22 protein-coding genes are annotated in these 26,902 nt (G+C 67.6%); 13 read left to right on the top strand and 9 right to left on the bottom strand.

What is annotated here, in order from left to right:
• Nucleotides 1-5 precede the first annotated feature (5 nt).
• The 3 genes from W7S_RS07225 to W7S_RS07215 are packed head-to-tail and all read right to left on the bottom strand — an operon-like array spanning nt 6 to nt 3,171.
• On the bottom strand, nt 6-431 hold the full coding sequence (locus tag W7S_RS07225; RefSeq protein WP_009957528.1) for a nuclear transport factor 2 family protein: 426 nt from the start codon (nt 429-431) through the stop codon (nt 6-8).
• Between the two features lie 36 nt (nt 432-467).
• A complete protein-coding gene (locus tag W7S_RS07220) occupies nt 468-2,033 on the bottom strand; it encodes an AMP-binding protein (RefSeq protein ID WP_008255048.1) in 1,566 nt (521 codons plus the stop codon).
• A gap of 10 nt (nt 2,034-2,043) precedes the next feature.
• Complete coding sequence (locus W7S_RS07215) at nt 2,044-3,171, bottom strand: aromatic ring-hydroxylating dioxygenase subunit alpha (RefSeq protein ID WP_014382134.1); 1,128 nt, start codon at nt 3,169-3,171, stop codon at nt 2,044-2,046.
• Nucleotides 3,172-3,277: 106 nt separating this feature from the next.
• Between W7S_RS07215 and W7S_RS07210 the strand changes: the two genes are divergently transcribed.
• A complete protein-coding gene (locus W7S_RS07210; RefSeq protein WP_008255044.1) occupies nt 3,278-4,516 on the top strand; it encodes a cytochrome P450 in 1,239 nt (412 codons plus the stop codon).
• A 169-nt stretch (nt 4,517-4,685) separates the two neighbouring features.
• On the opposite strand, the gene W7S_RS07205 is transcribed toward W7S_RS07210, so the two are convergent.
• Nucleotides 4,686-4,880 (bottom strand): ferredoxin, encoded by a 195-nt coding sequence (locus tag W7S_RS07205; RefSeq protein ID WP_008255043.1) that lies wholly within the window; start codon nt 4,878-4,880, stop codon nt 4,686-4,688.
• A 19-nt stretch (nt 4,881-4,899) separates the two neighbouring features.
• A complete protein-coding gene (locus W7S_RS07200) occupies nt 4,900-7,305 on the bottom strand; it encodes a CoA transferase (RefSeq protein WP_008255041.1) in 2,406 nt (801 codons plus the stop codon).
• A 94-nt stretch (nt 7,306-7,399) separates the two neighbouring features.
• Here W7S_RS07200 and W7S_RS07195 point away from each other — a divergent pair, with 94 nt between their 5' ends.
• Entirely contained in the window at nt 7,400-8,221 is an 822-nt protein-coding gene (locus tag W7S_RS07195) for a FadR/GntR family transcriptional regulator (protein ID WP_008255038.1), read from the top strand.
• A gap of 19 nt (nt 8,222-8,240) precedes the next feature.
• On the top strand, nt 8,241-8,957 hold the full coding sequence (locus W7S_RS07190; protein ID WP_008255037.1) for an SDR family oxidoreductase: 717 nt from the start codon (nt 8,241-8,243) through the stop codon (nt 8,955-8,957).
• 3 nt (nt 8,958-8,960) lie between these two features.
• Here W7S_RS07190 and W7S_RS07185 read toward each other — a convergent pair whose 3' ends face one another.
• Nucleotides 8,961-9,821: an LLM class flavin-dependent oxidoreductase gene (locus tag W7S_RS07185; protein WP_008255034.1), complete on the bottom strand. Its 861-nt coding sequence runs from the start codon at nt 9,819-9,821 to the stop codon at nt 8,961-8,963.
• A gap of 74 nt (nt 9,822-9,895) precedes the next feature.
• Here W7S_RS07185 and W7S_RS07180 point away from each other — a divergent pair, with 74 nt between their 5' ends.
• The 8 genes from W7S_RS07180 to W7S_RS07145 all read left to right on the top strand — a co-directional run bounded on the left by W7S_RS07180 (nt 9,896) and on the right by W7S_RS07145 (nt 20,628).
• On the top strand, nt 9,896-10,975 hold the full coding sequence (locus W7S_RS07180; RefSeq protein ID WP_036428666.1) for an acyl-CoA dehydrogenase family protein: 1,080 nt from the start codon (nt 9,896-9,898) through the stop codon (nt 10,973-10,975).
• 5 nt (nt 10,976-10,980) lie between these two features.
• Nucleotides 10,981-12,078: an acyl-CoA dehydrogenase family protein gene (locus W7S_RS07175; RefSeq protein ID WP_029385638.1), complete on the top strand. Its 1,098-nt coding sequence runs from the start codon at nt 10,981-10,983 to the stop codon at nt 12,076-12,078.
• On the top strand, nt 12,075-13,232 hold the full coding sequence (locus tag W7S_RS07170; RefSeq protein WP_009957675.1) for an acyl-CoA dehydrogenase family protein: 1,158 nt from the start codon (nt 12,075-12,077) through the stop codon (nt 13,230-13,232). Before W7S_RS07175 ends, W7S_RS07170 begins: the two co-directional genes overlap by 4 nt.
• Nucleotides 13,229-14,164, top strand: coding sequence for an acyl-CoA dehydrogenase family protein (locus W7S_RS07165; RefSeq protein WP_008255026.1), 936 nt, complete (start codon nt 13,229-13,231; stop codon nt 14,162-14,164). The genes W7S_RS07170 and W7S_RS07165 overlap by 4 nt, the downstream gene beginning before the upstream one ends.
• A 134-nt stretch (nt 14,165-14,298) precedes the next feature.
• The gene (locus tag W7S_RS07160) at nt 14,299-15,807 is read left to right on the top strand and encodes a class I adenylate-forming enzyme family protein (protein ID WP_008255024.1); all 1,509 of its coding nucleotides are present in this window, start codon (nt 14,299-14,301) and stop codon (nt 15,805-15,807) included.
• A 118-nt stretch (nt 15,808-15,925) separates the two neighbouring features.
• The gene (locus W7S_RS07155) at nt 15,926-16,966 is read left to right on the top strand and encodes a hotdog fold thioesterase (RefSeq protein ID WP_008255023.1); all 1,041 of its coding nucleotides are present in this window, start codon (nt 15,926-15,928) and stop codon (nt 16,964-16,966) included.
• 80 nt (nt 16,967-17,046) lie between these two features.
• Complete coding sequence (locus W7S_RS07150) at nt 17,047-18,255, top strand: amidohydrolase family protein (RefSeq protein WP_008255021.1); 1,209 nt, start codon at nt 17,047-17,049, stop codon at nt 18,253-18,255.
• Between the two features lie 405 nt (nt 18,256-18,660).
• On the top strand, nt 18,661-20,628 hold the full coding sequence (locus W7S_RS07145) for a SpoIIE family protein phosphatase (RefSeq protein ID WP_008255017.1): 1,968 nt from the start codon (nt 18,661-18,663) through the stop codon (nt 20,626-20,628).
• Here W7S_RS07145 and W7S_RS07140 read toward each other — a convergent pair.
• The 3 genes from W7S_RS07140 to W7S_RS07130 form a co-directional block, all read right to left on the bottom strand.
• Entirely contained in the window at nt 20,625-21,869 is a 1,245-nt protein-coding gene (locus W7S_RS07140) for an acyl-CoA dehydrogenase family protein (protein ID WP_008255015.1), read from the bottom strand. The genes W7S_RS07145 and W7S_RS07140 overlap by 4 nt on opposite strands.
• A complete protein-coding gene (locus tag W7S_RS07135) occupies nt 21,866-23,017 on the bottom strand; it encodes an acyl-CoA dehydrogenase family protein (RefSeq protein ID WP_008255013.1) in 1,152 nt (383 codons plus the stop codon). The genes W7S_RS07140 and W7S_RS07135 overlap by 4 nt, the downstream gene beginning before the upstream one ends.
• Nucleotides 23,018-23,239: 222 nt before the next feature.
• A complete protein-coding gene (locus W7S_RS07130) occupies nt 23,240-24,196 on the bottom strand; it encodes an alpha/beta hydrolase (RefSeq protein ID WP_008255011.1) in 957 nt (318 codons plus the stop codon).
• A 312-nt stretch (nt 24,197-24,508) separates the two neighbouring features.
• On the opposite strand from W7S_RS07130, the gene W7S_RS07125 reads away from it, so the two are divergent.
• Nucleotides 24,509-25,741 (top strand): cytochrome P450, encoded by a 1,233-nt coding sequence (locus tag W7S_RS07125; protein WP_008255006.1) that lies wholly within the window; start codon nt 24,509-24,511, stop codon nt 25,739-25,741.
• Nucleotides 25,738-26,895: a Zn-dependent alcohol dehydrogenase gene (locus tag W7S_RS07120; RefSeq protein WP_008255004.1), complete on the top strand. Its 1,158-nt coding sequence runs from the start codon at nt 25,738-25,740 to the stop codon at nt 26,893-26,895. The genes W7S_RS07125 and W7S_RS07120 overlap by 4 nt, the downstream gene beginning before the upstream one ends.
• Nucleotides 26,896-26,902 lie beyond the last annotated feature (7 nt).

Raw genomic sequence — 26,902 nt, 5'->3', positions numbered from 1 at the left:
GCCGCTCACATGACGAGCGGATGCCGGCTCGGGACCGAATCCCACTGCAACGTACGGGATGTGAAGTACCATCCGCCGCGCTCGTAGACCAGTGTGTCGTGGAAGACCCCGGTGGCCCGCAGCGCGGTGTCCTCGAACATCGCGGCGAAAAGCACGGCGACGCAATGTTGGTCGGCGTTGACCCCGTCGACGGCGATCTCGTGGTCGACCGTGATCAACCGTTGCCCGTCGCCGCCGTCGAAGGCCGCGCGCAGATCGGTGAACGCCTCGCCGTCACGGGTATAGCTGGCGCCGGAATGGCGGAAGGTGGCGATCCAGCGCTCGCGGTCGCCCTCCGAATAGGCGCGATTGTGCCGGGCGTTCAGGTTGAGGATGGCGGCGCGGCCGGTGGCGGCATGGAGCAGCTGCTGTTCCTGATAGGTCATGGTCATTGTGCTTCGCAGCCTCTCTCACAGTGACGGGCAACGTTACCGGGCAACGATATACCCCTCTTTTTCCCGATCCCATGCGCCCGGACTCACGCCCCGGTTGCGCAACAGGTCTTTGCGGATGCGGCCGATGATGTTCTTTGGCAGTTCGTCCACCGTCTCGACGTATCGCGGCACGCAGAAGTACGGCATCCGGGCCGCGCAGAAGTCGAGCAACTCGGCGCAGTCCAGTGTGGCCCCGGGACGCAGGGTCACGGCTACCAGGATGTCGTCTTCGCCCAGCTCGCTGGGGACTCCGACGGCCGCTGCTTCGGCGACGGCGGGGTGACGCATGACGACGGTCTCCACTTCGACCGATGAGACGTTTTCGCCCCGCCTGCGCAACGAGTCTTTGACGCGGTCCACATAGGTCAGGTTCTGATCGGCATCGAGCCGGCCCAGGTCACCGGTGCGAAACCACTCCGGGTGCGGGTCCACCCGCATCCCCTGGCCCACATAGCCTTCGCTCATTACGTGGGCCCGCTTCGGCCGGCACGCGATCTCTCCGACGGCGCCGGCCGGTAGCGGATCGCCGCGCTCGTCGATGATGCGCACGTCGAAATCGGGGTTGGGCCGGCCCGAGGTTCCGGGTACACCCTCGTCGGCCACGGCCTTGAGGGCGATCGGGAACGCCTCGGTCAATCCGTACATCGTGACGATGCGGCAGCCGTAACGCTTTTCGATGTCACGGTAGGAGGCCGCGTCGATGGGCGCGGCGGAGATGAACCGGAGCGGCAGCTGCGCGTCCCGCGTATCGGCGGGCAGGTTTTGCAGCATCGAGACCATCGCGCCGGCGCCGGCGAAACCGACGGCGCCGTGGGCGCGGATCTCATCCCACACCTGCGCCGGGTGAAAGGCTTTCGCCAACACGGTGGTTCCACCGACCAGCATCGGTGCCAGCACGCTGGGCGCCGCACTCAGATGGAAGAGCGGCATCGCCGTCCACAGCACCTCCCCCGCGCCGAACTCCCACGCCGAAGCGACGGTCGCCGCCACCGAGAACAGGTAATGCCACGTCGTGGCAACCGCTTTGGAGGGCCCGGTCGTGCCCGAGGTGTAGAACAGCACGCCCACGTCCGCCGCGCCGGCGGGGCTGTCGCCCACCGGGTGAACCGGCGTGCTACTCAACGCCTCGGTGAGCGAAACATCCAGCACCACAATGTCGGTCGCCGCATTCAGTCCGCCCGCGACCTCGTCGACGCGGGGCCGCCGCTCAGCATCGGTGAGGATCACCTTGGCGCATGACAGCCGAAGGGTGTGCAGCAAAAACTCACCCTTGTTCGCGGCATTGATGGCAGCGCTGACCGCGCCGATGCGCGCCGCGCCCAACCAGAAGTAGACCCATTCCGGGCAGGTGGCGGTGAACAACGCCACGCAGTCGCCGCGGCCGACGCCCAAGCCGGACAGTATGTTTGCCGCCGCGCGGGACCGCCGCCGCATCTGCTCGAAGGTCACGTCGACACCGGCGATCGACATCATCACCCGGTCGGGATGCTGCTCGGCCCGCCGATCCAGCACAGCCGGCACGGTGAAACCGTCGACACCGAAATCGGCGGGACCGGGCATCAGGGTTTCATCAGGCTTTCGCGGCCGCCGGGTCCGGCGCGCCGTCGGCGGTGTAGCCGAAATCGGACGGCGACGGTTGCGTTCCCGGGTAGAAGCGGTGCGCCCAGCGGCGAAGGGCCGCGTAATCGTGCGCCTCCTCGGGAGCCAGATTCGGCTTCTCGAGATACTTCATGTTCTCCCAGGTGAAGAAGTCCTGCTTGATGACTTCTTGCTGCAGCGCGAGGAACCGGGCGGCGCGTCCGGTCGGCACGTCACCGGTGTCGCCCGGCTCACGAACGGAGGCCTGCGTGTAGAAGTAGTCTGTGTAGTCCTCGTCGACCGGCGTCTGTCCGGTGACCTGAACGGTGGCCACCAGCTCGCTGGGGAATCGCACCACGCCCAGCCCCAGCGAGTAGTTGTCGTAGATGATCTTGGCGTCGACCGGCCCGTTCGGGGTCAGCCAGGTCTGCGCCCGGCCCCCGCCGAAATGGGCGTTGACCGTGGCGTGTAGGTGGTAGCCGGACACCTCGAACGACGCGGTGGTGGCGGGATTGGCGGCCTTGTGCACGTACTGAACGTGGTACGGGTCGGCGGCGTTCTCGATGATCATCTGCGGGTGCACCTTGACCCGGTTGAGCATCTGGGTGTGCGGGTGCAGGGGGTAGTACTCGTTGGTCTCCAGCTCGGGCAACACCGGCGGCTGCCAGTACGGCGCCCGACCGTGCCGCTCGTGCCAGGCCAGCACGAAGCCGTACCACTCCATGCTCGGATAGGTCCGGATGCGGACGTTGTTCTTGCAGCCGATCTTGCTGTAGGGAATCAGCGCGTTGCTGCCGTCACCGCGCCATTGCCAACCGTGCCAAGGACAGACGATGTTCTCGCCCTCCACGGTGCCGCCGACGGCGAGGTTGGCGCCGAGGTGCTGGCAGTAGGCGTCCATCACATGAACCTGGCCCGACTCGGTGCGAAAGAGCACCAGCTCCTCACCGAAGTAGTGCGCGCGCTTGACCTGACCGGGAGCCAGGTCGGAGCCGAAGGCGACGATGAACCAGCCCGTCGGGAAACGGTAGGTCGACAGGGCGATGCCGGCCTGCCCGAACTCTCGTTCTGAGGGGTCCTCGGCCGACTCCGGGGCCGGGTCCGAAACTGTACGCGTCACGAGCACTCCAGTTCGACGACTAGCTCTATTTTTACTATCTTAGGCATAGAACGTCAACGCGGCGCTCACCGGTTCCCGGTGCGTCGCCGCAGAATGGGGCCCGGCGATGACGGCTGCAGCGGTCGACCTGTCCGATCTGTCTTTGTGGTGCAACGGCTTTCCCGACGACCTGTTCGCCGAGCTGCGACGCAGCAGCCCACTGTTCCGGCACGAGCTGACGCCGGGAGTGGCCCAGACCGTGCACCGCGATTTCTGGATGGCGACCAAACACCGGCACGCGGTCCGCCTGCACCGCGACACCGAGTCGTTCACCGCGGCCGACGGCCCGCTCATCCAGCCGGTCGCCATGTTCTCGTCGTTCCCGACGATCATCACGTTGGACCCGCCGGAGCTGAACAGACGCCGCAAACTCATCTCCAACGCGTTCAATCCGCGCGCCATAGCCAAACTCGAGGAGGGGATCCGCGCGCGTGCCGCACGGATGATCGACGACTTGCTGGCCGCGGGCGGCGGGGACTGGATCGAGGACGTCGCCGACGCGTTGCCGATGTCGGTGATCGGCGACATCATCGGCATCCCGGACGAGGATCGGCCGCGAATCTTCGGCATCTTCGACCAGATCCTCAAAGCGCTTGCGCCCGAAGCACACCCGAGCGGGCGGGTAGAACTCGATCTCTTCGCTTCGGTGTTCAGGTACGCGATGGAGCTCACGGCCGAAAAGCGGCGCAATCCCACCGACGACATCTGGAGCACGCTCGCGACTGCGGTGATCACCGGCGAGGACGGCGAGCGATTCAGCTTGCCCGAGAACGAGCTCGAGTTCTTCTTCTTCGTGCTGGCGTTCGCCGGCAGCGACACCACCAAGAACGCGTTGGCCATCGGGCTGCAGGCGTTCGTGCGCAATCCACAGCAAATCGAGCGGTATCGCGCGCAGGAAGCGTTGCGGCCCGGCGCGGTCGAGGAGGTGCTGCGCTGGGCGTCGCCGGTGGCGTACTGGACGCGCACCGCGAAGGTCGACGTCGAGATGGACGGCCAGCGCATCGCCAAGGGCGAGCGGGTGGTGTCGATGCTGCGCTCGGCCAACCGCGACGAGGAAGTCTTCGATTCACCGTTCGTCTTCGACATCGGCCGCCAGCCCAACCCGCACGTGGCGTTCGGGGGCGGCGGACCGCACCACTGCCTGGGCGCCATGCTGGCCCGTGCGGAACTGCGCGCGGTCTTCGACGAACTGCTGCTGCGCTGCGATGACATCGAAATCGGCCCGGCCAAGGCCGCCCATCCCAACCTGACCACCAACATGTCGATCTACGACGAGATGGCGATATCGCTACGCGAGCGCCGCTGAGTCTGATTGCCCGACTCCTCACTCGCGCCGTTCCGGCGCTCGCCGTCGTCCGGCGAGTCTGATTGCCCGACTCCTCACTCGCGCCGTTCCGGCACTCGCCGTCGTCGGGCGAGTCTGATTGCCCGACTCCTCACTCGCGCCGTTCCGGCACTCGCCGTCGTCGGGCGAGTCAGTCCTCGACAAGCCGCAGCGCGGCCTTCGGGCACTGATCCACCGCGGCGCGCACGTCGATTTCCAGCCGCGCCGGCACGAGGCCCTCCGCGATCTGCACCACGTCGGCGTCCCCCAGCTCGAACACGTCCGGCGCAAGCGATTCGCAAAAGCCGTTGGCCTCGCACAAGTTTTCGTCGACCGTCACGCGCATCAGATGCCCTCCACTTCTCTTACAGACCCTTGGGGCGGGTCCCGATCACCCCGCTGGCCGCGAGGCGTGTCAGTTCTTCGTCGGTCAGCCCGCACCGATCGCGCAGGATCTCTTCATTGTGCTCGCCCAGCTTCGGCGGCGGCCGCAGCAGCCAGTGGTCCTGGCCGTCGAGCAGGGCGAACGGCGGGGACGGGTAGAGACCGAGGCCGGTGCTGCCATGGTGCAGCGCCTCGAAAAACCCGCGGTCGCGCAGCTGCGGATTGTCGGTGACCAGCGACGGCGATACCACCGGCGCGGCGGGAATTCCCGCGCCGGCCAGGCGTTCCACCGTCGGTTCAAGGGTCTGGCGGGCGAACCACTCCGCCAGCCGGGCGTCGATCTCGTCGGCTCGTTGCCGGCGACCGGCGACGGTGGACAGGGCCTCGTCCCGGCACCACGCGGGACGGTCCATCACGTCGACTAGCGCGTGCCACTGCGCGTCGTCGCGAATGGTCACGGCGATCCAATCGTCCTTGTCGCCGGCGCAGCGGTAGATGTTCTGGATCGCCGTGCCGTGACCGCGATTGCCCCGACGGCTCAGCGTCACACCGAAGACCTCGGACTCGATCGCCTGGATCGCAGTGGCGTTGAGCACCGTTTCCAGCATCGGCAACTCGACCAGCTGGCCCGTCCCGGTGCGCTCGGCGAAGCTCAGCGCGGCGAGCACGGCGAACGCGGCGTGCACACCGGCCAGCGGGTCGCAGGCCCCGCGCGGGGTCACCGGCGGGGCCTCGGGCAGCCCAGTCACCCAGGCCAAGCCCGCGATCTGCTCCATGGTGGGCGCGAAGCCGACCCGATCCCGCCACGGGCCCTCGACGCCGAACGCGGGCATCCGGGCGAACACCAGTCTGGGGTTGACCCCAAGCAGCACCTCGGCGGTGAGGCCGAAGTGCTCCATCACCCGCGGCGAGAAATTCTCGATCACGACGTCGGCGCCGGCGACCAGTTCGGTGAACAGGCGACGACCCTCCTCGGATCCCAAATCCAGTGTCACCGAACGCTTGTTGGTGTTCATCGCGTGGAACACCCAGCCGTACTCCCACCAGTCGTCCACGTCGGTGCGCATTCCGCCCGAGTAGCGGATGCCGTCGGGCCGCTGGATGGATTCGATCTTGACGACGTCGGCGCCGAAAGCGGCCAGCAGGTGGGTCGCGGCGGGCCCGGCCCAGAACGCGGTCAGGTCGATGATGCGAACACCGGCCAGCGGTAACCCGTCCAGCGCCGGTTCGGATTCGGATTCGTCACGGCGCCAGGGTGTCTCGTCATCGTCCTCGCCAAGTGAGGGCGTGGCACCCACGCGTGCGGGCGCGCAGGCCGACATCAACCACGGCGGGCGGGGCTGGTGAAAACCGGCGGGGTTGTGGATGAAGGCGTCGCGCTGGCGCACGTATTCCAGATCCCGGATGGTGGAGCCGTTGCCCAGCGCGGCGATCGGCAGCCGGAACAGCTGTCCGAGCTCGACGATTTCGGCGACGGTCCGTTCGGCCAGCCAGGGATGGATCTGCTCGCGGATCAGGTCGCGGTATTGCCACCGGCCGATCTGAAACCGCAGCTGTTCGATCTCCTCCAATTGCGGGCATTCGACCATCGCGGCGAAGTCGAGCCACTGCTGCCCGGTGACCATGGTGATCCCGACGTAGCCGTCCTTGGCGGGCTCGATCGACGGCACTTCGGTGGTGCGGCGGATCGGCGGGACGCGCAGCAGCTGCGAATGCAGCCATTCGCTGCTCTGCATCGCGGTGAGCGCTTCCAGCATGGACAGGTCGAGATGCTCGCCGGGCCCGCCGCGCTCGACGCGGCGGCGCACGGCCAGCGCGCCGAACGCCGCAAACACTCCGCCCATGTACTCGCCCAGATCGCCGCCGATGGAAATCGGGGGCCCGGCGGGATCGCCGCGGAAGCCGGGCGAGCCCGCCCACGCTTGCAAGGTGAACTCGCTGGCGGCGCGGTCCGCGTAGGGTCCGCTCCAGCCGAAATCGGAGATCGTCACGATGACGGCCCGCGGCGAGTGTTCCAGCAGTTGCCGCGGGTCGATGCCCATCGCCGCGGCCCGCGCCGGGCCGGCGGTGACGACGACGACGTCGGCGGCGGCCAGCGTGGCGCGAAAGCGCGCCGAATCCTCGGCGCCAGGCGCGAACGTCATGCTGCGCTTGCCCGCGTTGAGGTAGCTGAAAAAAGGAGCGGTGCCGTCTTCGGCGACCGGCGAACAGCTGGCGGTGTACCGGCGCAGCCAATCCCCTTGCGGCGGTTCGATTTTGCAGACCTGCGCGCCGGCGTCAAGCAGCAGCTTCCCGCAGTAGCTGCCCGCTATCCGGTCGCTGATCTCGACGACACGCAAATCGTGTAGCGGTGTCGGCCGGCTGTCGGACCGCTCGCTCAATTGCACCCGCCCTTCCGATCGACGCGCGATCAGAGAAGCTATTTATATCATTACTGCTAAAATAGCTAAGCCAGCGAGTTGCTTTTGTTTCGAGGATCGGATGACCGCCTTGGGAATTGGCCCCGACGCCCGGCGCCGGTTGTCGGCGCCGCGGATCGCCGAAATCGTAGCCGATGAGTTGCGTCGTCAGATCATCGACGGCGACCTCGCCGATGGCGATCTGCTGCCGCGCCAAGAGGTGCTCGTCGAGCAGTTCAACGTGAGCCTGGTGTCGCTGCGCGAGGCGTTGCGGATCCTGGAGACCGAGGGGCTGGTGTCGGTGCGGCGGGGCAACCGCGGCGGTGCCGTCGTGCACGCCCCGGCGAAGACCAGCGCCGCCTACATGCTCGGCCTGTTGCTGCAGAGCGAGTCCGTTGAGGTGGCCGATCTCGGCATGGCGTTGCAGGAACTCGAGCCCGCCTGCGCGGCGCTGGCCGCCCGCCGTCCGGACCGGGCCGAGACGCTGGTGCCCGAACTCACGCGGATCAACGAGTCGATGGCCGAACACCTCGAAGACGGCCGCCGGTTCACCGAAATCGGCCGTGAATTCCATGATCTCGTCGTCCGCGGCTGCGGCAACCACACGATCATCGCGGTCGTGGGCAGCCTGGAGACGCTGTGGACCAGTCACGAACGGCAATGGGCCGACGAGAGTGCGTCGCGGGGCACCTACCCGTCGCTGGCTCAGCGCCGCGCCGTGCTCACCACCCACGTCAAACTGACCGAGACGATCGCGGAGGGCAACGTCGACCGGGCTCGTCGTATCGCCGGACGCCACCTCGCCGACACCCAAACCTACGTGCTGTCCGGTCAGCACGATCAACGCATCTATGCGCTCTCCCCGCAGGCCTTGTCGCGGTCGCGGGACATCCGGCACTCCTGAAGGGCGGCCTGCAACGGTCATGCGAACCGCATTGGTCACCGGCGGTAGCGGCGGGATCGGAAAAGGGTGCGCCCGCAAGCTCGTTGAGCGCGGCTACGACGTGGTGCTCTCGGCGCGGCGGGAAGATCCGTTGCGCGCCGCCGCCGAGGAGATCGGTGCGCGCCACGTGGTGGCCGACGCCTCCGATCCGATCGGATTCCCCGCCGCGATAAGCGCATTGGGGGAAATCGACCTCGTCGTCCACGCGGCGGGGGCGCTCGGCGGAACCTACGCGCGCAAGCAGACCTTCGAGCAGTGGCAGGCCATCATGTCGGCCAACCTGGATTCGTGCTTCGTGGTGACGTCCGCGGTGCTGCCCAGGATGAAGGCGGGCTCGCGGCTGGTGTTCATCTCGTCGTCGGCGGCACACGAGCCGATGCCGGCCCGCACCGCGTATTCCGCCTCAAAGGCCGGCATGAACGCGTTCGCGCGGGCCCTGGCGCTCGAAGTCGATCGCGACGGCATCAGCGTGCATATCGTCACGCCCGGCCCGGTGGCCACCGAGATGCTGCAGGACGTTCCGTTCGAGATGTACGCGATCGCGGTCTCCGACGTCGCCGAGGCGGTCGTCTGGCTGGATACCGTCGACCCATCGGTCGATTTGCCGGAGATCCGCCTGTCCGCGGTGGAGCGCGGCCCCTACGCGCGGCCGCCGGTCGTGCCCACCGAGGCCCGCCGCCGCGCGCAACGGGGTTGACGCCTACGGCGCCGGGAACGGCTTGATCACCGATTCGCCGAACTCGTGCAACGAGTCCGGTGCGGCGAAGTCGGCGAACCAGACGTAGAACCGCTCGACCCCCTGCCCGGCCAGTCCGCTGAAGTGCCCGACCAGCTCGCGGGCATCCCCGCAGACCAGTCCGGATCCCAGGTTGCCGAATCGCCGGGTGCTCACCTCGCGCACGGTGTCGGGATCGGCGCCGGACCGGACGAAGCCCACCATCTGCTGGATGGACAACCGGGCCGTCCCGGCGGCCGTGGCCAGCGTCGGCAGCTTGTCGAGCTGATGGGCAGGCAGATTCCACCAATCCGCGTATCTGCGAACGAGTTCCATCATCCGGGGTCCGCTGCCACCCAGGACCAGCGGTATCGGGTAGGACCGACGCGGGGCCTGCGGCGCCACCGCGGCCTCCCCCGTCCCGTCGCCCCAGTACTGCCTGAGCAGCCTCAGGTGGCGGTCGAGCTGATCGACCCGTGCTCTCGGATCCTGCTGGCCGACATCGAATCTGGCGAACTCCGCGGGCCACGACCCCGCCCCCAGACCGAGCTCGAATCGGCCGCCGCACGCCTCTGAGAGGGTGACGGCCTGTTTGGCCAGCACCGCGGGATGCCGGAAGGCGTCGCAGAGCACCAGATGACCGATCCGCAGCCGCTCGGTCTTGGCGGCCACCCAGGTGGCGATCCCCATTGCCTCCCAGATGCTTTCGTCGGGCAGGCCGGGCGCCTCGAGGTGATCGATGAAAGCGATGCCGTCGAAACCGCTGGCCTCGGCCCGGCCCGCACGCTCGGTGATGTCGCCCGCCGACAACCGGACCTGCGGCAGGAACAGGTACCACTCGGCCATGCGCCACCTATGCGTCCGACCCCGTGTCATTGACGGCAGGGCTAGTTTATTATCTTTACTATGTTAGAGGTCTTATGGATGTAGGGCTGAACTCGGAGCAGTTGTCGCTCCGCGACGCCGTACGCGACATATTACGTACGGAGTGCCCGCCTGAGGCCGCCCGCCAAGCGCTCACGGATCCGGAGCGCTGGCGCGCCCTGTGGAAGACGGTCGTGGATCTCGGGTGGACCGAGCTCGCCGCCCCCTCCGAGGAAGAGGCGGGCGACTACGGGCCGGTCGAGCTCGCCGTGGTTCTCGAGGAATGCGGTGCCGCCCTCGCCCCGATCCCCTTGCTGAGCAGCGTCGGTCTGGCCGCGGGCGTGCTGCGTGACGCCGGACTCGACTCGGTCCTGGCCGACATCGCCGGTGGAACCGTGGCGACGCTGGCCGTCCACGCGCCCGGGTCGCGCCTGCCCGGGGCGCCGATGACCCTGAGCGACGGCCGGCTGCGCGGCCGTGCGGTCGCGGTCCCCCACCTGTCGCGCGCCGAGGTGGTCGTCACCCTTGCCCGCGACGACGCCGGTGACACCGTCGCGGCGGTCGCGCGTTGCGGCGACGGTGTCACCGTGGTGCCCGCGGCTGACTCCACCGACCCCGCCCAGCCGTTGGCGACGGCCGACATCGACGCCGAGCCCGTGGCCGTCGCGAGCGCCGACGTCGAGTCCGCATTGACGGCGCCGTGGGTGGCCTGCGCCGCGGACCTGATCGGCGTCGCGAGCGCCGCGTTGCGCCGCTCGGTCGAGCACGCGAAGTCGCGGCGCCAGTTCGGCCAACCGATCGGCGCATACCAGGGGATCAAACACGCGTTGGCCGACAACTACGTCGGCCTGGAACGCGCCCGCAGTCTGACGTATGCGGCCGCGGCCCGGCTCGCCGATCCGGCTGCGGCACCCGGCGACGCGTGGACCTCCGCCGCGCTCGCCAAAGCGGCGGCCGGTGACGCGGCCGCCGCCTGTGCGCGCACGGCGGTCCAGGTGCACGGCGCGCTCGGTCAGACCTGGGAGCACGACGTCCACCTCTACGTCAGGCGCGCCTGGCAGGGCGCCGCGCTGCTGGGCGACAGTCGCGCGCTCTACCACGAGGTGGGCCGCCGATTCTGCGGGGGCGCCGCGTGAGCCCGGTGGTGGACGAATTCGGCGCGTGGTTGGCGGAGTTCCTGCCCGACGACTACTACGAGAAGTATCGGCAGTACCGGTGGGACCTGGGCCTGCGGCGCGATTACCAGCGGGCCGCGTTCGAGGCCGGATGGATCCAGCCGACCTGGCCCCGCGAACACGGCGGACGGTCCCTCGGTCTGCGCGACGCCATGGAGGTCCGGCTCGAGGCCGCGCTGCGCTCGGCGCCCAAACTGCCCAACATCGCCGGTCCCAACGTCGCCGCGCCCGGCATTCGTCAGTTCGGCACCGCCGCCCAGGTCGAGCGCCTGCTCGTCCCGCTGTTACGCGGTGACGAATGGTGGGCGCTGGGCATGTCCGAACCCGAAGCCGGGTCCGATTTCGCCGGACTGCGCACGCGCGCCGAACGCGACGGCGACGTGTTCCGGGTCAACGGCCACAAGATCTGGACCACCCAGGCCCACAAGTCGCGGTGGTGCACCCTGTATGCCCGCACGGATCCCGATGCGCCGAAACACCGCGGCATTTCCTGCCTGATCCTGGATCTGCACGCGCCCGGGGTCAGGATCGAGCCGATCCGCATGGCCTCGATCTCCGACGAGACGTTCTGCGAGGTCTTCCTCGACGATGTCGAGGTGCCGGGCGACAACCTGCTGGGGCCGCTCAACGGCGGCTGGAATGTCGCCCTGTCGTCGCTGCAGCATGAACGCCAGATGATCTGGATCATGAACTGGGTCGAGATCAAACGCGGGCTCGAGGCGGTGCGCACCGCCGGCGGCGGGGTCTCGGGCGACGACGTCTACACCGAGCTCGGCTCGCTGATCGCCGACGCCGAAGCCCTGCGGGCCACCGGATATCGCGCGCTGGGCAACGAGCTGGCGGGGCGGCCCAGCCCAGAAGCCGACACCATGAAGCTGCTCGGATCGCTTACGTTGCAGCGTGTTTGGGAACTCGGCGCCGCCGCTGCGGGCCCGGAGTCGGCCGCCGATCCGGACCTGCTGTTCGAACGTCAGGACGCGCTGGCCGCGACCATCTACGGCGGAACGTCGGAGGTGCAGCGCAACATCATCGCCGAGCGGCTGCTCGGACTGCCGAAGGGATGACCACGATGGACTACGACCTCGGCGACGACGCCGGACAACTGCGAAGCCACCTGCGCGAGCTGGTCGCCAACCACATCCCCGCCGACTTCCTCGGCGCCTGCACCGAAAACCCGCAGGACCTCGCCACCACCGAGACGTTCTGCAAACTGCTGGCCACCGAGGGGCTGCTCGCGCTGGCGTGGCCGAAGGAGCATGGCGGCGGCGGGGGTTCGGTTTGGCAGCAGACGGTGCTGCGCGAGGAGATGTGGGCGCAACACGAGCCGCGCGGTCCGCAGTACATGGGGATCAACTGGGTCGGGCCGGCGCTGATGCGGTACGGGACCGAGGAACAGAAAGCCAAGCACCTGGCGGCCATCGCCGCCGGGGATGTCATCTGGTGCCAAGGCTTTTCGGAGCCCGAGGCCGGAACCGACCTGGTGTCGTTGCGTACCCGCGCCGTCGCCGACGGTGACGGATGGCGCATCACCGGGCAGAAGGTGTGGACCTCGTACGCGCTGATGGCGTCGTGGTGCGTGCTGGCGGCGTGCACCGACCCCGACGCCCCAAAACACAAGCGGCTCACCCTGTTTCTGATCCCGATGGACCGTCCCGGTTTCACCGTCCGGCCGATCCCGTCGATGCTGGGGCCGCACCATCTCAACGAGATGTTCCTGGACGACGTGCAGGCGTTTCCCGGCGACGTGCTCGGCGAGGTCGGCGACGGATGGCGGGTGATGCGCGAGGCGCTGGCCTTCGAGCGGGTGGGCATCGCCCGCTACGCGCGGTGCGAGTCGCTGCTCGAACGCATGCGCAGCCAGCTCGGCGACGAGTGGGACGAGCTGCCCGAGACGATTCGGACGCGGTGGGTGCGGGCGCTGGTCGACCTGCGGGTCGCCCGGCTGCTGGCCTATCGCGCCGTGTCACTGCAGGACGATCCGGCGGCGGGCGCGGCCGCCAGCGCCGCGCGCATCGTCACGACGACCCTCGATCAGCAGGTGGCCGAGCTGCTGTTCGACGTGCTGGGCCCCACGGCGCTGGACAGCGGCAGTTCCGCGCCGCTGCACGGGGCGATCGAAGACCATTGGCGTTACGCACAGGCGGCCACCGTCGCATCGGGCACCATCGAAGTGCAGAAGATGCTGGTGGCACGAGACGTGTTGGGAGGAAGCCGGTGAAAACCGATCTGCCACAAGACATCAGCGACTTCGCCGCCGTCGCGGGCAAGCGGCTCACCCGATTAGGCGGACCGCCGGCCGCGCTGCGCGCCGAGGCCGACGACTCCGTCCGGGACGCGGCCCGTGCCGCGTTGAACGAGGTGGGCGCGTTCGACCTGGACGTGCGCTCGTCCCCGGACGATCTGCTGGCCGCCGCGGTGCTGTGCCAGGCCGCCGGCGCCACGGTGCTGCCCTATCCACTTGTGGAGGAGCTGTTGTCGATCGATGGCGCGCGGCTGGCCCTGGTGAATCCGAAAGCCCCGCGCATCGACCACGGCGATTTGGCCGGCGACTGGATCGCCGCGGACCTGGACGGCAACCGGTACCGGCCGCGGCCGGCCGCGCGCACCGGCGCCAAGCTGGGGCCGTTCCTGGTTCCGGCGACCTTGGGCGCACCCGAGGGAAGCGTCGGAGCCCCCGACGTTAACCTTCATCTCGTGCTCGGATCATGGCGGATTCTGGGAGCGGTGCAGCAGTCGCTGCAGATCGTCACCGAGCACGTGCGCGCCCGGATCCAGTTCGGTAAGCCGCTCGCGGACTTTCAGGCCGTCAGGTTTGCCGTCGCGGACGCCGCCGTCGCGGTGCGCGGGCTGCACGAACTCGCGAAGTACACGATCTGCCGACCCGAATCGCTGCCGGCGCCGATCCATTCGGCCGACGCACTGGTGCTTCGGCTCAAAGCCGCCGACACCGCGCGCCAGGTGATGCGCACGTCGCACCAGTTACTCGGGGCCCTGGGTTTCTGCGACGAGTCCGACGTCAGCGTGCTCGACCGGCACACCCAGCCGCTGATCCGGTTGCCGCTGGGCACCGACGAACTCGCCCTGCGCCTGATCCCCAGCGTGTCGGACGGGTCGCTGGAGACGCTGTTCAGCGAGCCGGTATCTGCGTGAGCCGCCGCACGACGATTGAGGAGGAACGGCGAAGGTGACCGCCGGCGACGATGCAGAGCGAAGCGATGAGGAGGAGCGGCGAAGGTGACCGCCGGCGACGATGCAGAGCGAAGCGATGAGGAGGAGCGGCGCAGGTGAGTAGCGAACCTGTCGCGGCCGAAGCGGCGGCGAACCCGTTCGCCGACGGGGTTCCCTTCGGAACCAAGCTGCGAGAGCTCGCCGAACAACGTGGGAACGATGCCGGCGTCACGATCGTCGCGCTCGACGGCACCGCGCAGACGCTGACGTTCGGTGAGCTCGACGCCCGCGCCAACCAGTGGGGCCGCGCCCTCGCCGCCGCCGGCGCCGCAATCGGTTCCCTTGTGGCGCTTGCTATTCCGAATTCCCAGCATCTGGTGCTGGCGACGCTGGGGTGCTGGAAGATTGGCGCGGTTCCGGTGCCCATGCACTGGGATCTTCCCGAGTGGGAGCGCGACCGGGTGCGCGAGGTGATCGATCCCGCCGTCGTCGTCGATGAAAAGAGCCGCTGGGACCTCGACGCCCGCGCGGCCGCCGAGTCCGACGGCCCCCTGCCGGTGGCCGTCTCCCCCACCGCCAACGGGATCTGCAGCAGCGGTTCGACCGGCGTGCCCAAGGTGATCCTCAACCTGGCGCCCTCACTGTGGATCCCCCAGCAGGGCGAGCCGTTCCTGTCGAACTGGACACCGGTTTCCCAGCCGCAGACGATCATGGTGCCCGCGCCGATGTATCACACCAACGGCTTCGCCACCTTCCTCATGCTGCTGGCGGGCGACCATCTGGTGATACTCGAAAAGTTCGACGCCGCATTGGCTCTCGATGTGATCGAGCGCTTTCGGATCACCAACTTCACCGCGACGCCCACCATGCTGGCGCGCATCGCGGCCCGGCCCGACGTCCGGGAGCGCGACCTGTCCAGCATCGTCTTCATTCTGCAGGGCGCCGCGGTGATGCCGCCCTCGTTGCTGCATACGTGGTTCGAACTGCTCAGCCCGGAGCAGATCGTGACGGCGTACGGGATGACGGAAAATCTGGGGCTCACCGCGCTGCGCGGCGACGAGTGGCTCGCCCACCCGGGCAGCGTGGGCCGCGGATTCCGGGACACCGAGATCCGGATTCTGGACGCAGAGAAGCGGCCGCTGGGTCCCGGCGAGGACGGGGACGTGTATCTGCGGGCACCGATGAGCGCGGGGTATCGCTACCTGGGTGGGGCGCCCCCACTGCCGTCGACCGAGGACGGCTTCCGCTCCGCCGGGGACATGGGCCACCTCGACGAGGACGGCTTTCTCTACATCGTGGACCGCCGCGTCGACATGATCGTCAGTGGCGGCGCCAATGTCTTTCCCGCCGAGGTCGAGTCGGCGCTGGCCGGCCACCCAGGTATCGCCGACGTGGTCGTGATCGGGCTTGCCGATCCGCAGTGGGGGCGCCGCGTGCACGCGGTGATCCAGCGCGCCGAGGCCGACGGCGCCGAGCCCCTCACCGAGCAGGGCGTGATCGACTACGCGAAGAGCCGCCTGGCCCCCTACAAGGCGCCCAAGACGGTGGAATTCGTCGACGCGATACCGCGCACCGCGGCCACCAAGGTCAACCGCTCGGCGATGATCGCGGCGCGGGGCGGCTGAGCGTCCGACCGTCGGTCGGCGCGACGACCCAGAAGGTATGGCTTCGCGGATGGGCCCCAGGACGCGGTAACCTCATTCTCAGAGCGTAAGGACTGCGCCAGGGAAGGGAACAGCGCCGATGACCGCCCCCAATGACGAAGCCGAAGTGACGCGCGGCGACCGCTTCATCAAGACCGCCGTCGCGATCCTGGGCGAGACGGGACGCACCGACTTCACCGTGCAGGAGGTCGTCGCCCGCTCCAAGACGTCGCTGCGGGCCTTCTACCAACACTTCGCCAGCAAGGACGAACTACTTCTGGCGCTGTTCGACAGAACCATCGCTCAATCGGTTCAGGCCTGGCGCGCCGAAACCGCGGGACTGGACAGCACGTCGGCCCTGAAATTGCTGATCGATCGGCTCAGCGAGCAACCGGAATCGAGCACCCAGGACAGTCTGAATCGCGCGCTGACCCTCTACAACCAGCACTTGGCCGAGACTCGTCCCCGTGACTACGCCCGGGTGCTCACACCGTTGCACCGGCTGACTCGCGACATCGTCGGGCAGGGCATCACCGAGGGCGTCTTCAACCCCGGATTGGACGTTGGTGCGGCCGCCGCCATCGTCATGCAGACGGTGATGGGCGCGCAGCGATTGCGTTGGCTGGGTTCGGAATTGAACGGCGCACCCGTGGATACGGGCCACCTCTACGACTTCTGCAGCCGCGCGCTCGGCATCCGCGAGACGGACGAAGAGTCGACGGTCCCGTCGCTGGCCGAGCTGTTCGCTCAGATCGGCATGCGCCCGGGCAGCCGCAACGGCGAGTTCGCGATGACCATGCCGGTCAGCCCGCAAGTCGTCAACACGTCCGGCGCCCTGCAGGGCGGCTTGATCGCGACGCTGGTGGACGTGGCGGGCGGCCAATTCGGGCTGGATTACCTGGAGCCGGGCACCACGATGACGACCTCGGATCTGTTTGTGCGCTACCTGCGGCCCGTCCGCCAGGGCTCGGCGTTCGCGGTGCCCAAGGTGTTGCGATCCGGACGACGGGCGATGGTGATGCAGGTGGACATCTTCGGCGACGGAGACGGCGACGACGACGAATTGCTCGCCACGGCCACCGTGAACTTCGCCATCATCAACGGCGCGACGCCGACGATCGGGCCGCGGGCCGACGAATAACGCGGGTGTCCCTCGCTGCCCAGCGGTGGTAACGTCGTTACCACGCAATGAGAATTTAGACCATTTGCAAGGAGATCGCCATGCCGTCTCGCGAGCTTCCCTTCCCGGTTTTCGACGCGGACAACCACATGTACGAGCCGCAGGAGGCGCTCACCAAGTTCCTGCCGGACAAACGCAAGAACGTCATCGACTACGTCCAGGTGCGCGGCCGCACCAAGATCGTGGTGCGCGGCCACATCAGTGAATACATCCCCAACCCGACGTTCGAGGTGGTGGCACGCCCGGGCGCCCAGGAGGACTACTTCCGCAACGGCTCACAGGGCAAGAGCTATCGCGAAATCCTCGGCGAGCCAATGAAAGCCATCCCGGCCTTCCGCGAACCGGGCGCGCGCCTGGAGGTCATGGACGAGCTCGGCATCGACTTCGCGCTGATGTTCCCGACACTGGCCAGCCTGGTCGAGGAGCGCATGAAGGACGACCCGGAGATGACCCATGACGTCATCCACGCCCTCAACGAATGGATGTACGAGCAATGGTCGTTCAACTATAAGGACCGCATCTTTGCCACCCCGGTGATCACCCTGCCGATCGTGGACCGTGCGCTCGAGGAACTGCAGTGGTGCCTGGAGCGCGGCGCCCGCACGGTGCTGGTGCGTCCCGCGCCGGTGCCCGGCTACCGCGGCAGCCGGTCGTTCGGGCTCGAAGAATTCGACCCGTTCTGGCAGGCCTGCGTGCGGGCCGAGATCCCCGTTTCGATGCACGCCTCGGACAGCGGCTACTCCGAATTGCTCAACATCTGGGAGCCGGGCGACGAGTTCCTGCCGTTCAAGCCGACCGCCTTCCGCAGCCTGGCCATGGGCCATCGCCCCATCGAGGATGCGTTCGGTGCCCTGATCTGCCATGGCGCGCTGTCCCGCAACCCTGACCTGCGGATACTGTCCATCGAGAACGGCGCGGACTGGGTGCCGACCCTGTTCCGGGGCCTCAAGGGCGTCTACAAGAAGATGCCGCAGGCGTTCACCGAGGACCCGATCGAGACGTTCAAGCGGTGCGTCTACGTCAGCCCGTTCTGGGAAGACCGGTTCACCGAGATCGTCAACATGGTGGGCACCGACCGGGTGGTCTTCGGATCCGACTGGCCGCACCCCGAGGGCCTGAAAGACCCGATCACGTTCGTCGACGAGCTGGCCGATTTCAGCGACGAGGACAAGGCAAAGATCATGGGCGGCAACCTGATGAAGCTGATGAAGGTTTCCGCGCCGGCGTCGAAGAAGCCCGTCTCGGCCTGATCGCGCGCCGGGCGCAGTCCGCTGGACGGCCGAAACATGATGTGCGCCCGTTGCTTTGGGCGGCCATCGCGCACTCGCACGTCGGCAGCGCGTAGTCGATCCACCTGATTGCGGGTGTGGGCATGACGTGACGGGTCCGCGTGGCGCCGCCGATGGCGCACTCGTGCAACGCGTTTCCGCACCCACGCGCCACCGCCGATGGCTATCTCGATTTTCGGCAACGTCAATTTTGCGCGTCGCCGAATTCGCCGGATGTAACACTCCGGTATCAAACCGTTGCGATATGCAACTAATACCATTGCTAATCTGAACATCTACGTGTGCAAAATTGGTCGCTTGATTTGACCCGGTTACGACTCTGATTAGCCCGCAGGCCCGTCGAAAACTGCGAGGAGGAACGGCCAGATGGTGGCCGAAAAGGACTGGGACCGAACGGTCGGCGCGGCCGAGGACGTGCGGCGCGTCTTCGAGAATGTCCCCATGCTGTTGGTCGGCCTCGAAGGGCCCGAGCACCGATTCGTCGCGGTCAACGCGGCGTACCGCGTCCTCAGTCCGCCCATCGACTCGATCGGGCTGCTGACGCGCGAGGTCTATCCCGAACTGGTGAGCCAGGAAATCATCCAGATGTTCGACCGGGTGTACCAAACGGGCGAGCCGCAATCGGGAACAGAGTGGCGGGTCCAAGCCGACTTCGACGGCGCGGGGCAGGCGCAGGAACACTTCTTCGACTTCATCGTCACGGCACGCCGCGCCGAGGACGGCACGATCGAGGGCGTGCAGCTGGCGTTCACCGACGTCACAGACCGGGTGCAAACGCGGATGGCCGCCGAGGCGCGCCTCGAGGAGCTGTCCGAGCGGTACCGCAACGTCCGCGATTCCGCCACGGTCATGCAGCAGGCGTTGCTCGCGCCGTCGGTGCCCGTCATTCCCGGCGCGGATGTGACGGCGCAGTATCTCGTCGCCGCGGAGGACACCGCGGCCGGTGGCGACTGGTTCGATGCGATTCCCCTGGGGGACAGGCTGGTTCTCGTCGTCGGTGACGTCGTCGGCCATGGTGTCGAAGCGGCGGCGGTGATGTCGCAGCTGCGGACCGCGCTGCGGATGCAGGTCGTGGCGGGATATCCGATCGCCGAGGCGCTCGAGGCCGTCGACCGGTTCCGCAAGCACGTGCCCGGGTCGAACACGGCCACAATTTGCGTCGGCGCGCTCGATTTCGGCACCGGCGAATTCCGTTACTGCACCGCCGGACACCCGCCGCCGCTGCTGGTGACGTCCGACGCGACCTCGCGCTATCTCGAGCCTTCCGGCGCGGGTCCGCTCGGCAGCGGCACCGGGTTTCCGGTCCGCACCGAGTTCCTCGATGTGGGCGACTCGATCCTGCTGTACACCGATGGCCTGATCGAGCGGCCCGGTCGGCCACTGGGCGCCAGCACCGCGGAATTCGCCGAACTGGCCGCGAATATCGCCGGAGGCCAACGCGGCTTCGTCATCGAATCATCGATGCGAACGATCGACCGAATCTGTTCGGAGACACTGGAACTGCTGCTGCGCTCGACTGGCTACAGCGACGACGTGACACTGCTCGCGGCGCAACGCCGCACGCCACCCGCGCCGCTGAACATGACGCTGGACGCAACCCTGCACGCCGCCCGCGCCGTACGCACCCGGCTCCGGCAGTGGCTGGCGGAGATCGGCGCCACCGCCGACGACATCTCCGATGTCGTGCACGCGATCTCGGAGTTCGTTGAAAACTCGGTCGAGCACGGGTACGCGACCGACGTCTCCGACGGCGTTGTCGTCGAAGCGATGCTGTCCGGCGACGGCGATCTGCACATTTCGGTGATCGACCGCGGACGGTGGAAGGATCACCGCGAAGGCGAGACGGGCCGCGGCCGGGGCCTTGCCATGGCCGAAGCCTTGGTATCGGAGGCGCACGTCAGTCACGGCCCCGATGGGACGACCGCCAGGGTGACGCACCACCTGTCGCGGCCGGCGGACTTCGTCACCGACTCGCTGGTCAGCCGCGCGACCGGTCGGCGGACGGTCAACTCCGAATTCGTCTCCGCGGTCACCGAACCGGGCCGCATCGTGGTCAGCGGCGACGTCGATTCCAACACCGCATCCACGCTGGACCGTCAGATCGCGGTCGAAAGCCGTTCCGGCGTCGCACCGTTGACCATCGATCTCAGCGCGGTCACCCACCTCGGATCGTCGGGCGTCAGCGCCCTTGCCGCCGCGCGGGAGCGGGCACAACGACAGGGCAGTGAGTACGTGCTGGTTGCCCCGCCGGGAAGCCCGGCGCACCACGTCTTGTCATTGGTGCAGATCCCGGTGGTCAGCGGTCTGGCCGAGAACGTCGTCGCCGAGGGCTAGGACCGGTCGGACCGCTCGCCGTGCCGCACCTGGCTGAACGGCACCCCGCGGTCGGCGGCGTATTCGCGGGGAAAGCCCAGCACCCGCTCGCCGATCACGTTGCGGGCCATTTCCGTTGTGCCGCCGCCGATCGCGACCGTCTGCCGCGACAGGTAGCGCAGCCCCGCCTCCAGGCCGGCGCCCTGCTCCCCCACCACGCCGGCGCTTCCCGCGATCTCCAACGCCGTGTCGACGTCGGTGGTCACGGTCTCGGAGTGGAACAGTCTGATGAGCGTTCCGGCCGCCGGCGGCAGGACGCCGTCCCTGACACTGCGGTACACATGGCCGATCAACTGCTCGGCCACCGCCCGGTGCACCAGGACCCTGCCGGCCTTTTCCTGCACGCGTGGGTCGTCGGCCTGTCCGGTCTTCTCCACGAGGCCGACGTAGTCGACCGGGATCGCGTTGCCCCCCTCGCTGCCGCCGCCGCTGGCGAACTCCGAACCCTGCCCCACCGCGCGGCGTTCGTGGTACAGCTGTCGCGAGGCCACCGCCCAGCCGCCATTGACCTCCCCGACAACGGCGTCGTCTGGAACGTCGACTCCGTCGAGGAACTCCTCGCAGAACTCGGTGGAACCGCTCAGCATGGTGATGTGCCGCAACGTGATTCCCGGATGAGAGATGGGCACCAGGAACATGGTCAGGCCCTCGTGTTTGGGCACATCCCAGTTCGTGCGGGCCAGGCACAGGCCGTAATCGGCGGCGAACGCGCTCGTGCTCCACGTCTTGGCGCCGTTGATGATCCAACGATCGCCATCGCGCTCGGCCCGGGTGAGCACGCCGGCCAGGTCCGATCCGCCGCTGGGTTCGCTCAACAATTGCACCAGCACCTCATCGCCGCGCAGCGCCGCGGCGATGTGCTGCTTCTTCTGGTCTTCGCTGCCGGTGTCGAGCAGCGTGGCGCAGCAGATGGTGAACGTCGGGGTGTTGAGGATCAGGGGCATTTCGTAGTCGAGGGTTTCGGCGTCGAATGCCTTTTGGTATTCGTAGTCCAGCCCCAGACCGCCATACTCGCGGGGAAAGCAGATGCCGGCGAATCCGCCGTCGTACAAGCGCTTTTGGAGTTCTCGGGCCCGCAGCCAGGCCCGCTCGTCGTCGCGCGGGGCCGGTGGTGGGGCGTCGCGGTCGATGGCGGGCATGTTGTCGGCCAACCATGCCCTGGCCCGGGCGGCGAACTCTGCGACAGATTCGGTGTGCGTCATCTGCCCGAACGACCCGCCTTTTCGAACTCGTACACCCGCAGGTTGTGTTCCTCGGGCGTCCCAAACATGCTGCGGTACAACGTAACCCGGCGAAGGTACAGGTGCAGGTCATGCTCCCACGTGACACCGATGCCGCCGTGCATCTGTACGCAGGCCTGGACGATCTGGCCGGCCATCTCCCCCACGTAGGACTTCGCGATGCTGGCCGACAATCCCGCCTGCGGCGCGCGGCCCGCCACGTCGTCCACCGCCGCCCACGTGGTCGCCCGGCAGGCCTCCAGCCACAGCTTCATGTCGGCGAACTTGTGTTTGAGGGCCTGATACGACGCCAGCGGGCGACCGAATGTGTGCCGGTCCAGCGCCCACCGGGCGGTGAAGTCAAACACCGTTTGCAGGACGCCGACGACCTCGGCGCACTGCAACACCTGGGCGATCTGGCTTTGTCGATCGACCAGTGCGGGTGTCTCAGCGGCGGTGCCGACGGTCGCAGACCGGGGCACGACGACACCGTCGAAGCGCACGCGGGCGTATTGCTTGACCAAGTCGACCGACTGCTGGGGCTCGATGCTGACGCCCGGAGCGTCCGTCGGGACCAGAAACTGGCGAATCTCAGCGCCATTCGGGCCGCCGCGCGCCACCACCAGCAGCGCCGAGCTCTGGGCGGCCGCCTCGACGCGGTCCTTGACGCCGTCGATGCGGTAGCCGCCGTCGGTTTCGGTCGCCGTCACCGAGGGAGCCAGGGGCGCCCAGCCCTGGCCGGGCTCACAAACCGCCCACGACGCCACCGATTCACCCGCGATCAGCGCCTCGATGGCATCGGCGTGCGCTTCGGAGTTGGAGCACTCGCCGAGCGTCGACAGGACGGTGCTGACCGGATACAGCGGCCCGGGCGCGACCGTCTTTCCGAGCTGCTCGGCGACCATCGCCAGGTCGGCGAAGCCGCTCTCCGACACGCTCCCGCCGCCCAGCTCCTCCGGAACGAGCAGCCCCGTCCACCCGAGCTCCGCGGCGCGCCGCCACCACGCTGGGTCAAACGACGCCCCCTCGGCGTGTAGCTCCCGCACCCGGCGCAGCGGCGCTTCCTTTTCGAGAAAGGCCTGGGTCGTCGAGGTGAAGAGGACCTTTTCGGGGGAGTCGATGGTGGTCATGGTGCCGAGGGAATCCTTCTTGACATTCGATCGCTGCGGGTGCAACGGAAACGGTTTGGGTGTTTGATCATCCGCCCGATCGGTCCTCGGTTGGCTGGCATTTCTGATGTTAGCAACGGGCAATACGGTAAGAGATACCGGAGTTCAGTCGGTAAAAGCGGTGACGAGATTTCCGCCTCGGCGAACAGCGCGGGCTGTCGTGTTTACCCGGACGAGCCGTTCCTACATGGCGAACACGCGGCGCACCGCCTGGGCGTGCAGCGCCCGGTTCTCCCGGGAAACAATCCAGTCCGGCACCATCGAGTCGAAGCCATTGAAGGTCGCTGCAATCACATGCAATTCGGTGTGGACGTAAGCGTGCAGCAGCCGATTGGCGTAGTCGATGGCCTCGTCTCGGCAGGGATCGATCTCGGAGCAGCTGACGAACGTGGGTGGCAGCCCCTCGAGGTTTGCCCGGTGCGCCGGGACGTGTTGCCCACTGGCGCTGGCGTGGCCGAGGTAGTGATTCCATGCCCGGCTCACGGCCGGGCCGTTGAGGCCCGGGGTGCGCTGGAACTCGCGACGCGACGGCGTGGCGTCGGAGTCGAGCATCGGCTGGTGCAGGATCTGCATCAGGATGGCCGGACCTTCCTGGTCGAACATGCGCTGGGTCAGGCCGGCGACGAGCGCCGCGCCGGCGTCGCGCCCCATGACCGCGATGCGGCCGGCGTCGGCGTCCAGTTCTTCGCTGTTGTCGACCACGTAGCGGAAGGCCGCTTCGACGTCGTCCAGCGCCGCCGGGCACGGATTCTCCGGCGCCAGCCGGTAGTCGACGGAAACCACCAGACAGCCGCCGTCGCGGGCCAACTCCACGCAGTGCGCATGGTCCGTCTCCAGGTTGCCGGTGACGAACCCGCCGCCATGGGCGTACACCACCAGGGGCGCCGGGGATTCGGTGTCGCCGCGGTACAAACGGAGCCCCAGCTGACCGCCGGGCCCGGCGATGGATCGGGAGTCGATCGAGACGCCGCTGGTGTCGGCCGCCGCGGCGCGCTGGGCGGCCAGCAGGTTGGCGTGCTCCCGTTCGGCGGCCAGTGTCTCGGCGCGGAACTCGAAGGCGCCCAACTCGACGGCGGCGTCGCGCAGTACCGGGTCGATGCGGGTCAGGCCGTGTGGGCGGGCCAGGTTCGTCTGTGTCATACCTATTCGTTTTCTCCGGCTCGTCATGCACGCTAAACCACCTTCAAGGTAGACCTGCGCATTTGGCCGGAGGCAGACGAGGTGGGTATTGGCGCGAAAAGCCCCGGGGCGGCGCGGCGAACGGGACCGGCCGTGCCGAACGCGTTGCGGCAATGCCTAACCGGGGTGTGGCGATCGCGCGAGCCGTTGGGATTCGTTGCTATTTATACTATGATAGCTAAATTCCGCTCGGTACAAACCCGCCGTGGACTCGCGGTCGACGATCGGTCCGCGCGAACGGCCTGACTCGGTTGTTTCCAGGAGGAAGCGCTGATGACGCTCAGCACTGACCCGAACGGTCAGCCCGTGGTGCCCCCGCTCGACTTCACCGGTGAAACCAGCCCCTATCCGTTCTTCGAGTACATGCGGCGCACGGACCCGGTCTGGCATGGTTCCCTGGCCGATTCCGGACAGCTGCCCGAGGAATTGCGGCCCGACGACGAATGGGTCCTGTTCGATTACGACGCTGTGTCCCAGGCTTTCCGCGACGACCGGGTGTTCACGTCGGCCGCCTACGACAAGACCATCGGGCTGGTGATGGGACACACCATTTTGGCGATGGGCGGCAGGGAACACCACGACCACCGCAACCTGGTGGCCAAAGCCTTTCGTGCGACCGCGCTGGCGCGGTGGGAGCCCTCGGTCATCGGGCCGGTGTGCGATCAGCTCGTCGACGAAATCAAGAACGACGGCCAGGCGGACCTGGTGAAGGCGGTGACCTTCGAGTTCCCGACGCGGATCATCTCCACGCTGCTCGGTCTGCCCGCCGAAGATCTCGACCTGTTCCGACGCCTGTCGCTCGACCTCATCTCGATCCCGACCGACATCGAGGCGGGGTTGAACGCCGCCACCGAGCTCTACGACTACTTCCTCAAACAGGTCGAGCAGCGCAGGCGCAAGCTCACCGACGACATCATCGGAGACCTGGTCGCCGCGGAGATCGACGGCGAGAAGCTCACCGACGAGGCCATCATCGCCTTCCTGCGGCTGCTTCTTCCGGCCGGGCTGGAAACCACGTACCGTTCGTCGGGCAATTTGCTGTATCTGCTGTTGACCCACCCTGAGCAGCTGGCGATGGTCCGTCGGGACCGATCCTTGTTGCCGATGGCGATCGAGGAGGGCCTACGCTTCGAAACGCCACTGACCACGGTCATGCGTACCACGACCGAGGAGGTCGAAATCGGCGGTAAGACAATCCCGGCCAACGCTCAGATCGACATGTGTATGGGTTCGGCCAATCGCGACGAGACCCGCTGGACCGATGCCGATACGTTCGACATCTGCCGCCCGCGCCAGGCCCACATCGCCTTCGCGGGCGGCATTCACATGTGCCTGGGCATGCATCTGGCGCGACTGGAAACGCGGGTCATGTTGAACAGCCTGTTCGATCGCGTCGAGGATTTGGCGTTCGTCCCCGACGACGGCACCGGCGTGGAATCCAAGATCGTCGGGCTGACCTTCCGGTCGCCCAACAAGCTTCCGGTCACTTTCGCGCCCGCCGCATGAAAAGCCGCGCAGCGATCCTGCACGACGTGGGAGGGCCGTGGTCGGTCGAGGAATTCGAACTGGATCCGCCCAAGGCCGGAGAGGTCCTGGTGCAGATGGCCGCCGCCGGCTTGTGCCACTCCGACGACCACATCCTCAAAGGAGACATGTCGGCGCCCAATGAGGTGATGCGATCCCTCGGCCTGCCCACCATGTTCCCGACGATCGGCGGCCACGAGGGCGCCGGGATCGTGCGTGAGGTCGGCCCGGGCGTCACCGACTTTGCGCCGGGCGACCACGTAGTGATGTCGTTCGTCGCCGTGTGCGGCCAATGCCGTTGGTGCGCCAGCGGAATCGAGTACCTTTGCGACCAGGGCATCGGCACCATGGTCCCGGGAATGCCCACCGACGGCACGTTCCGTCACCACACCGCCGACGGCCGGAAGCTGGGCCACATCTCCAAGATCGGCGCCTTCGCCGAACACACGGTGGTATCGACGAATTCATTGGTGAAGATCGAGCAACACCTGCCGCTGGCCCCGAGCGCGCTGCTGTCGTGCGCCATCCCGACCGGATACGGTTCCGTCGCCAACCGGTCCAACATGCGTGCCGGCGATACCCTCGTGGTGATCGGCGTCGGCGGGATCGGCACGGGCGCCATCCAGGGAGCCCGCATCAACGGCGCCGCGCAGATCGTGGCCGTCGATCCCGTTGACTTCAAACAGAAATCGGCTTTGCAATTCGGTGCCACGCACAGCGTGGCGACGACGACCGAGGCGCTGGACCTGGTGCGGGGTCTGACGTACGGGGTGATGGCCGACGCCGTGGTGGTCTCACCGTCGTTGATCACCGCCGAGGACGTCCGCGATGCGGTGCGTCTCACCCGTAAGGGCGGGACCTGTGTGCTCACCGGCATGACGTCGCAGTTGACCCGGTCGGTCAAGATCGACCTGCAGGACTTCATCTTGACCAATAAGACGTTGGCGGGCACCATCTTCGGCTCGTGTAACCCGAAGGCGGACGTCGCCAGGTTGGCGAGGCTGTATGAGACGGGTCAGTTACAGCTCGACGAGATGATTACCAAGCGCTATCGCCTCGACGAGGTCAACGACGCCTACGACGATCTGCTCAACGGCAAAATCGTCCGGGGCATCATCGATTTCGGGATAGCCTGAAACCCTG

The organism is Mycobacterium sp. MOTT36Y, from assembly GCF_000262165.1.
Lineage (GTDB): Bacteria > Actinomycetota > Actinomycetes > Mycobacteriales > Mycobacteriaceae > Mycobacterium > Mycobacterium intracellulare.
The sequence above is the reverse complement of the archived record's forward strand: the minus strand, read 5'-3'. Positions and strand labels throughout refer to the sequence as shown.

Bases quoted from the DNA above. Each gene is read 5' to 3' on its own strand.
- W7S_RS07150 (WP_008255021.1), top strand. From the start codon at position 17,047: ATGCCGTCTCGCGAGCTTCCCTTCCCGGTTTTCGACGCGGACAACCAC.
- W7S_RS07205 (WP_008255043.1), bottom strand. From the start codon at position 4,880: ATGCGCGTGACGGTCGACGAAAACTTGTGCGAGGCCAACGGCTTTTGC.
- W7S_RS07180 (WP_036428666.1), top strand. From the start codon at position 9,896: ATGGATGTAGGGCTGAACTCGGAGCAGTTGTCGCTCCGCGACGCCGTA.
- W7S_RS07185 (WP_008255034.1), bottom strand. From the start codon at position 9,821: ATGGCCGAGTGGTACCTGTTCCTGCCGCAGGTCCGGTTGTCGGCGGGC.
- W7S_RS07195 (WP_008255038.1), top strand. From the start codon at position 7,400: ATGACCGCCTTGGGAATTGGCCCCGACGCCCGGCGCCGGTTGTCGGCG.
- W7S_RS07130 (WP_008255011.1), bottom strand. From the start codon at position 24,196: ATGACACAGACGAACCTGGCCCGCCCACACGGCCTGACCCGCATCGAC.
- W7S_RS07220 (WP_008255048.1), bottom strand. From the start codon at position 2,033: ATGCCCGGTCCCGCCGATTTCGGTGTCGACGGTTTCACCGTGCCGGCT.
- W7S_RS07210 (WP_008255044.1), top strand. From the start codon at position 3,278: ATGACGGCTGCAGCGGTCGACCTGTCCGATCTGTCTTTGTGGTGCAAC.
- W7S_RS07190 (WP_008255037.1), top strand. From the start codon at position 8,241: ATGCGAACCGCATTGGTCACCGGCGGTAGCGGCGGGATCGGAAAAGGG.
- W7S_RS07120 (WP_008255004.1), top strand. From the start codon at position 25,738: ATGAAAAGCCGCGCAGCGATCCTGCACGACGTGGGAGGGCCGTGGTCG.
- W7S_RS07155 (WP_008255023.1), top strand. From the start codon at position 15,926: ATGACCGCCCCCAATGACGAAGCCGAAGTGACGCGCGGCGACCGCTTC.
- W7S_RS07135 (WP_008255013.1), bottom strand. From the start codon at position 23,017: ATGACCACCATCGACTCCCCCGAAAAGGTCCTCTTCACCTCGACGACC.
- W7S_RS07225 (WP_009957528.1), bottom strand. From the start codon at position 431: ATGACCATGACCTATCAGGAACAGCAGCTGCTCCATGCCGCCACCGGC.
- W7S_RS07125 (WP_008255006.1), top strand. From the start codon at position 24,509: ATGACGCTCAGCACTGACCCGAACGGTCAGCCCGTGGTGCCCCCGCTC.
- W7S_RS07145 (WP_008255017.1), top strand. From the start codon at position 18,661: ATGGTGGCCGAAAAGGACTGGGACCGAACGGTCGGCGCGGCCGAGGAC.
- W7S_RS07140 (WP_008255015.1), bottom strand. From the start codon at position 21,869: ATGACGCACACCGAATCTGTCGCAGAGTTCGCCGCCCGGGCCAGGGCA.
- W7S_RS07170 (WP_009957675.1), top strand. From the start codon at position 12,075: ATGACCACGATGGACTACGACCTCGGCGACGACGCCGGACAACTGCGA.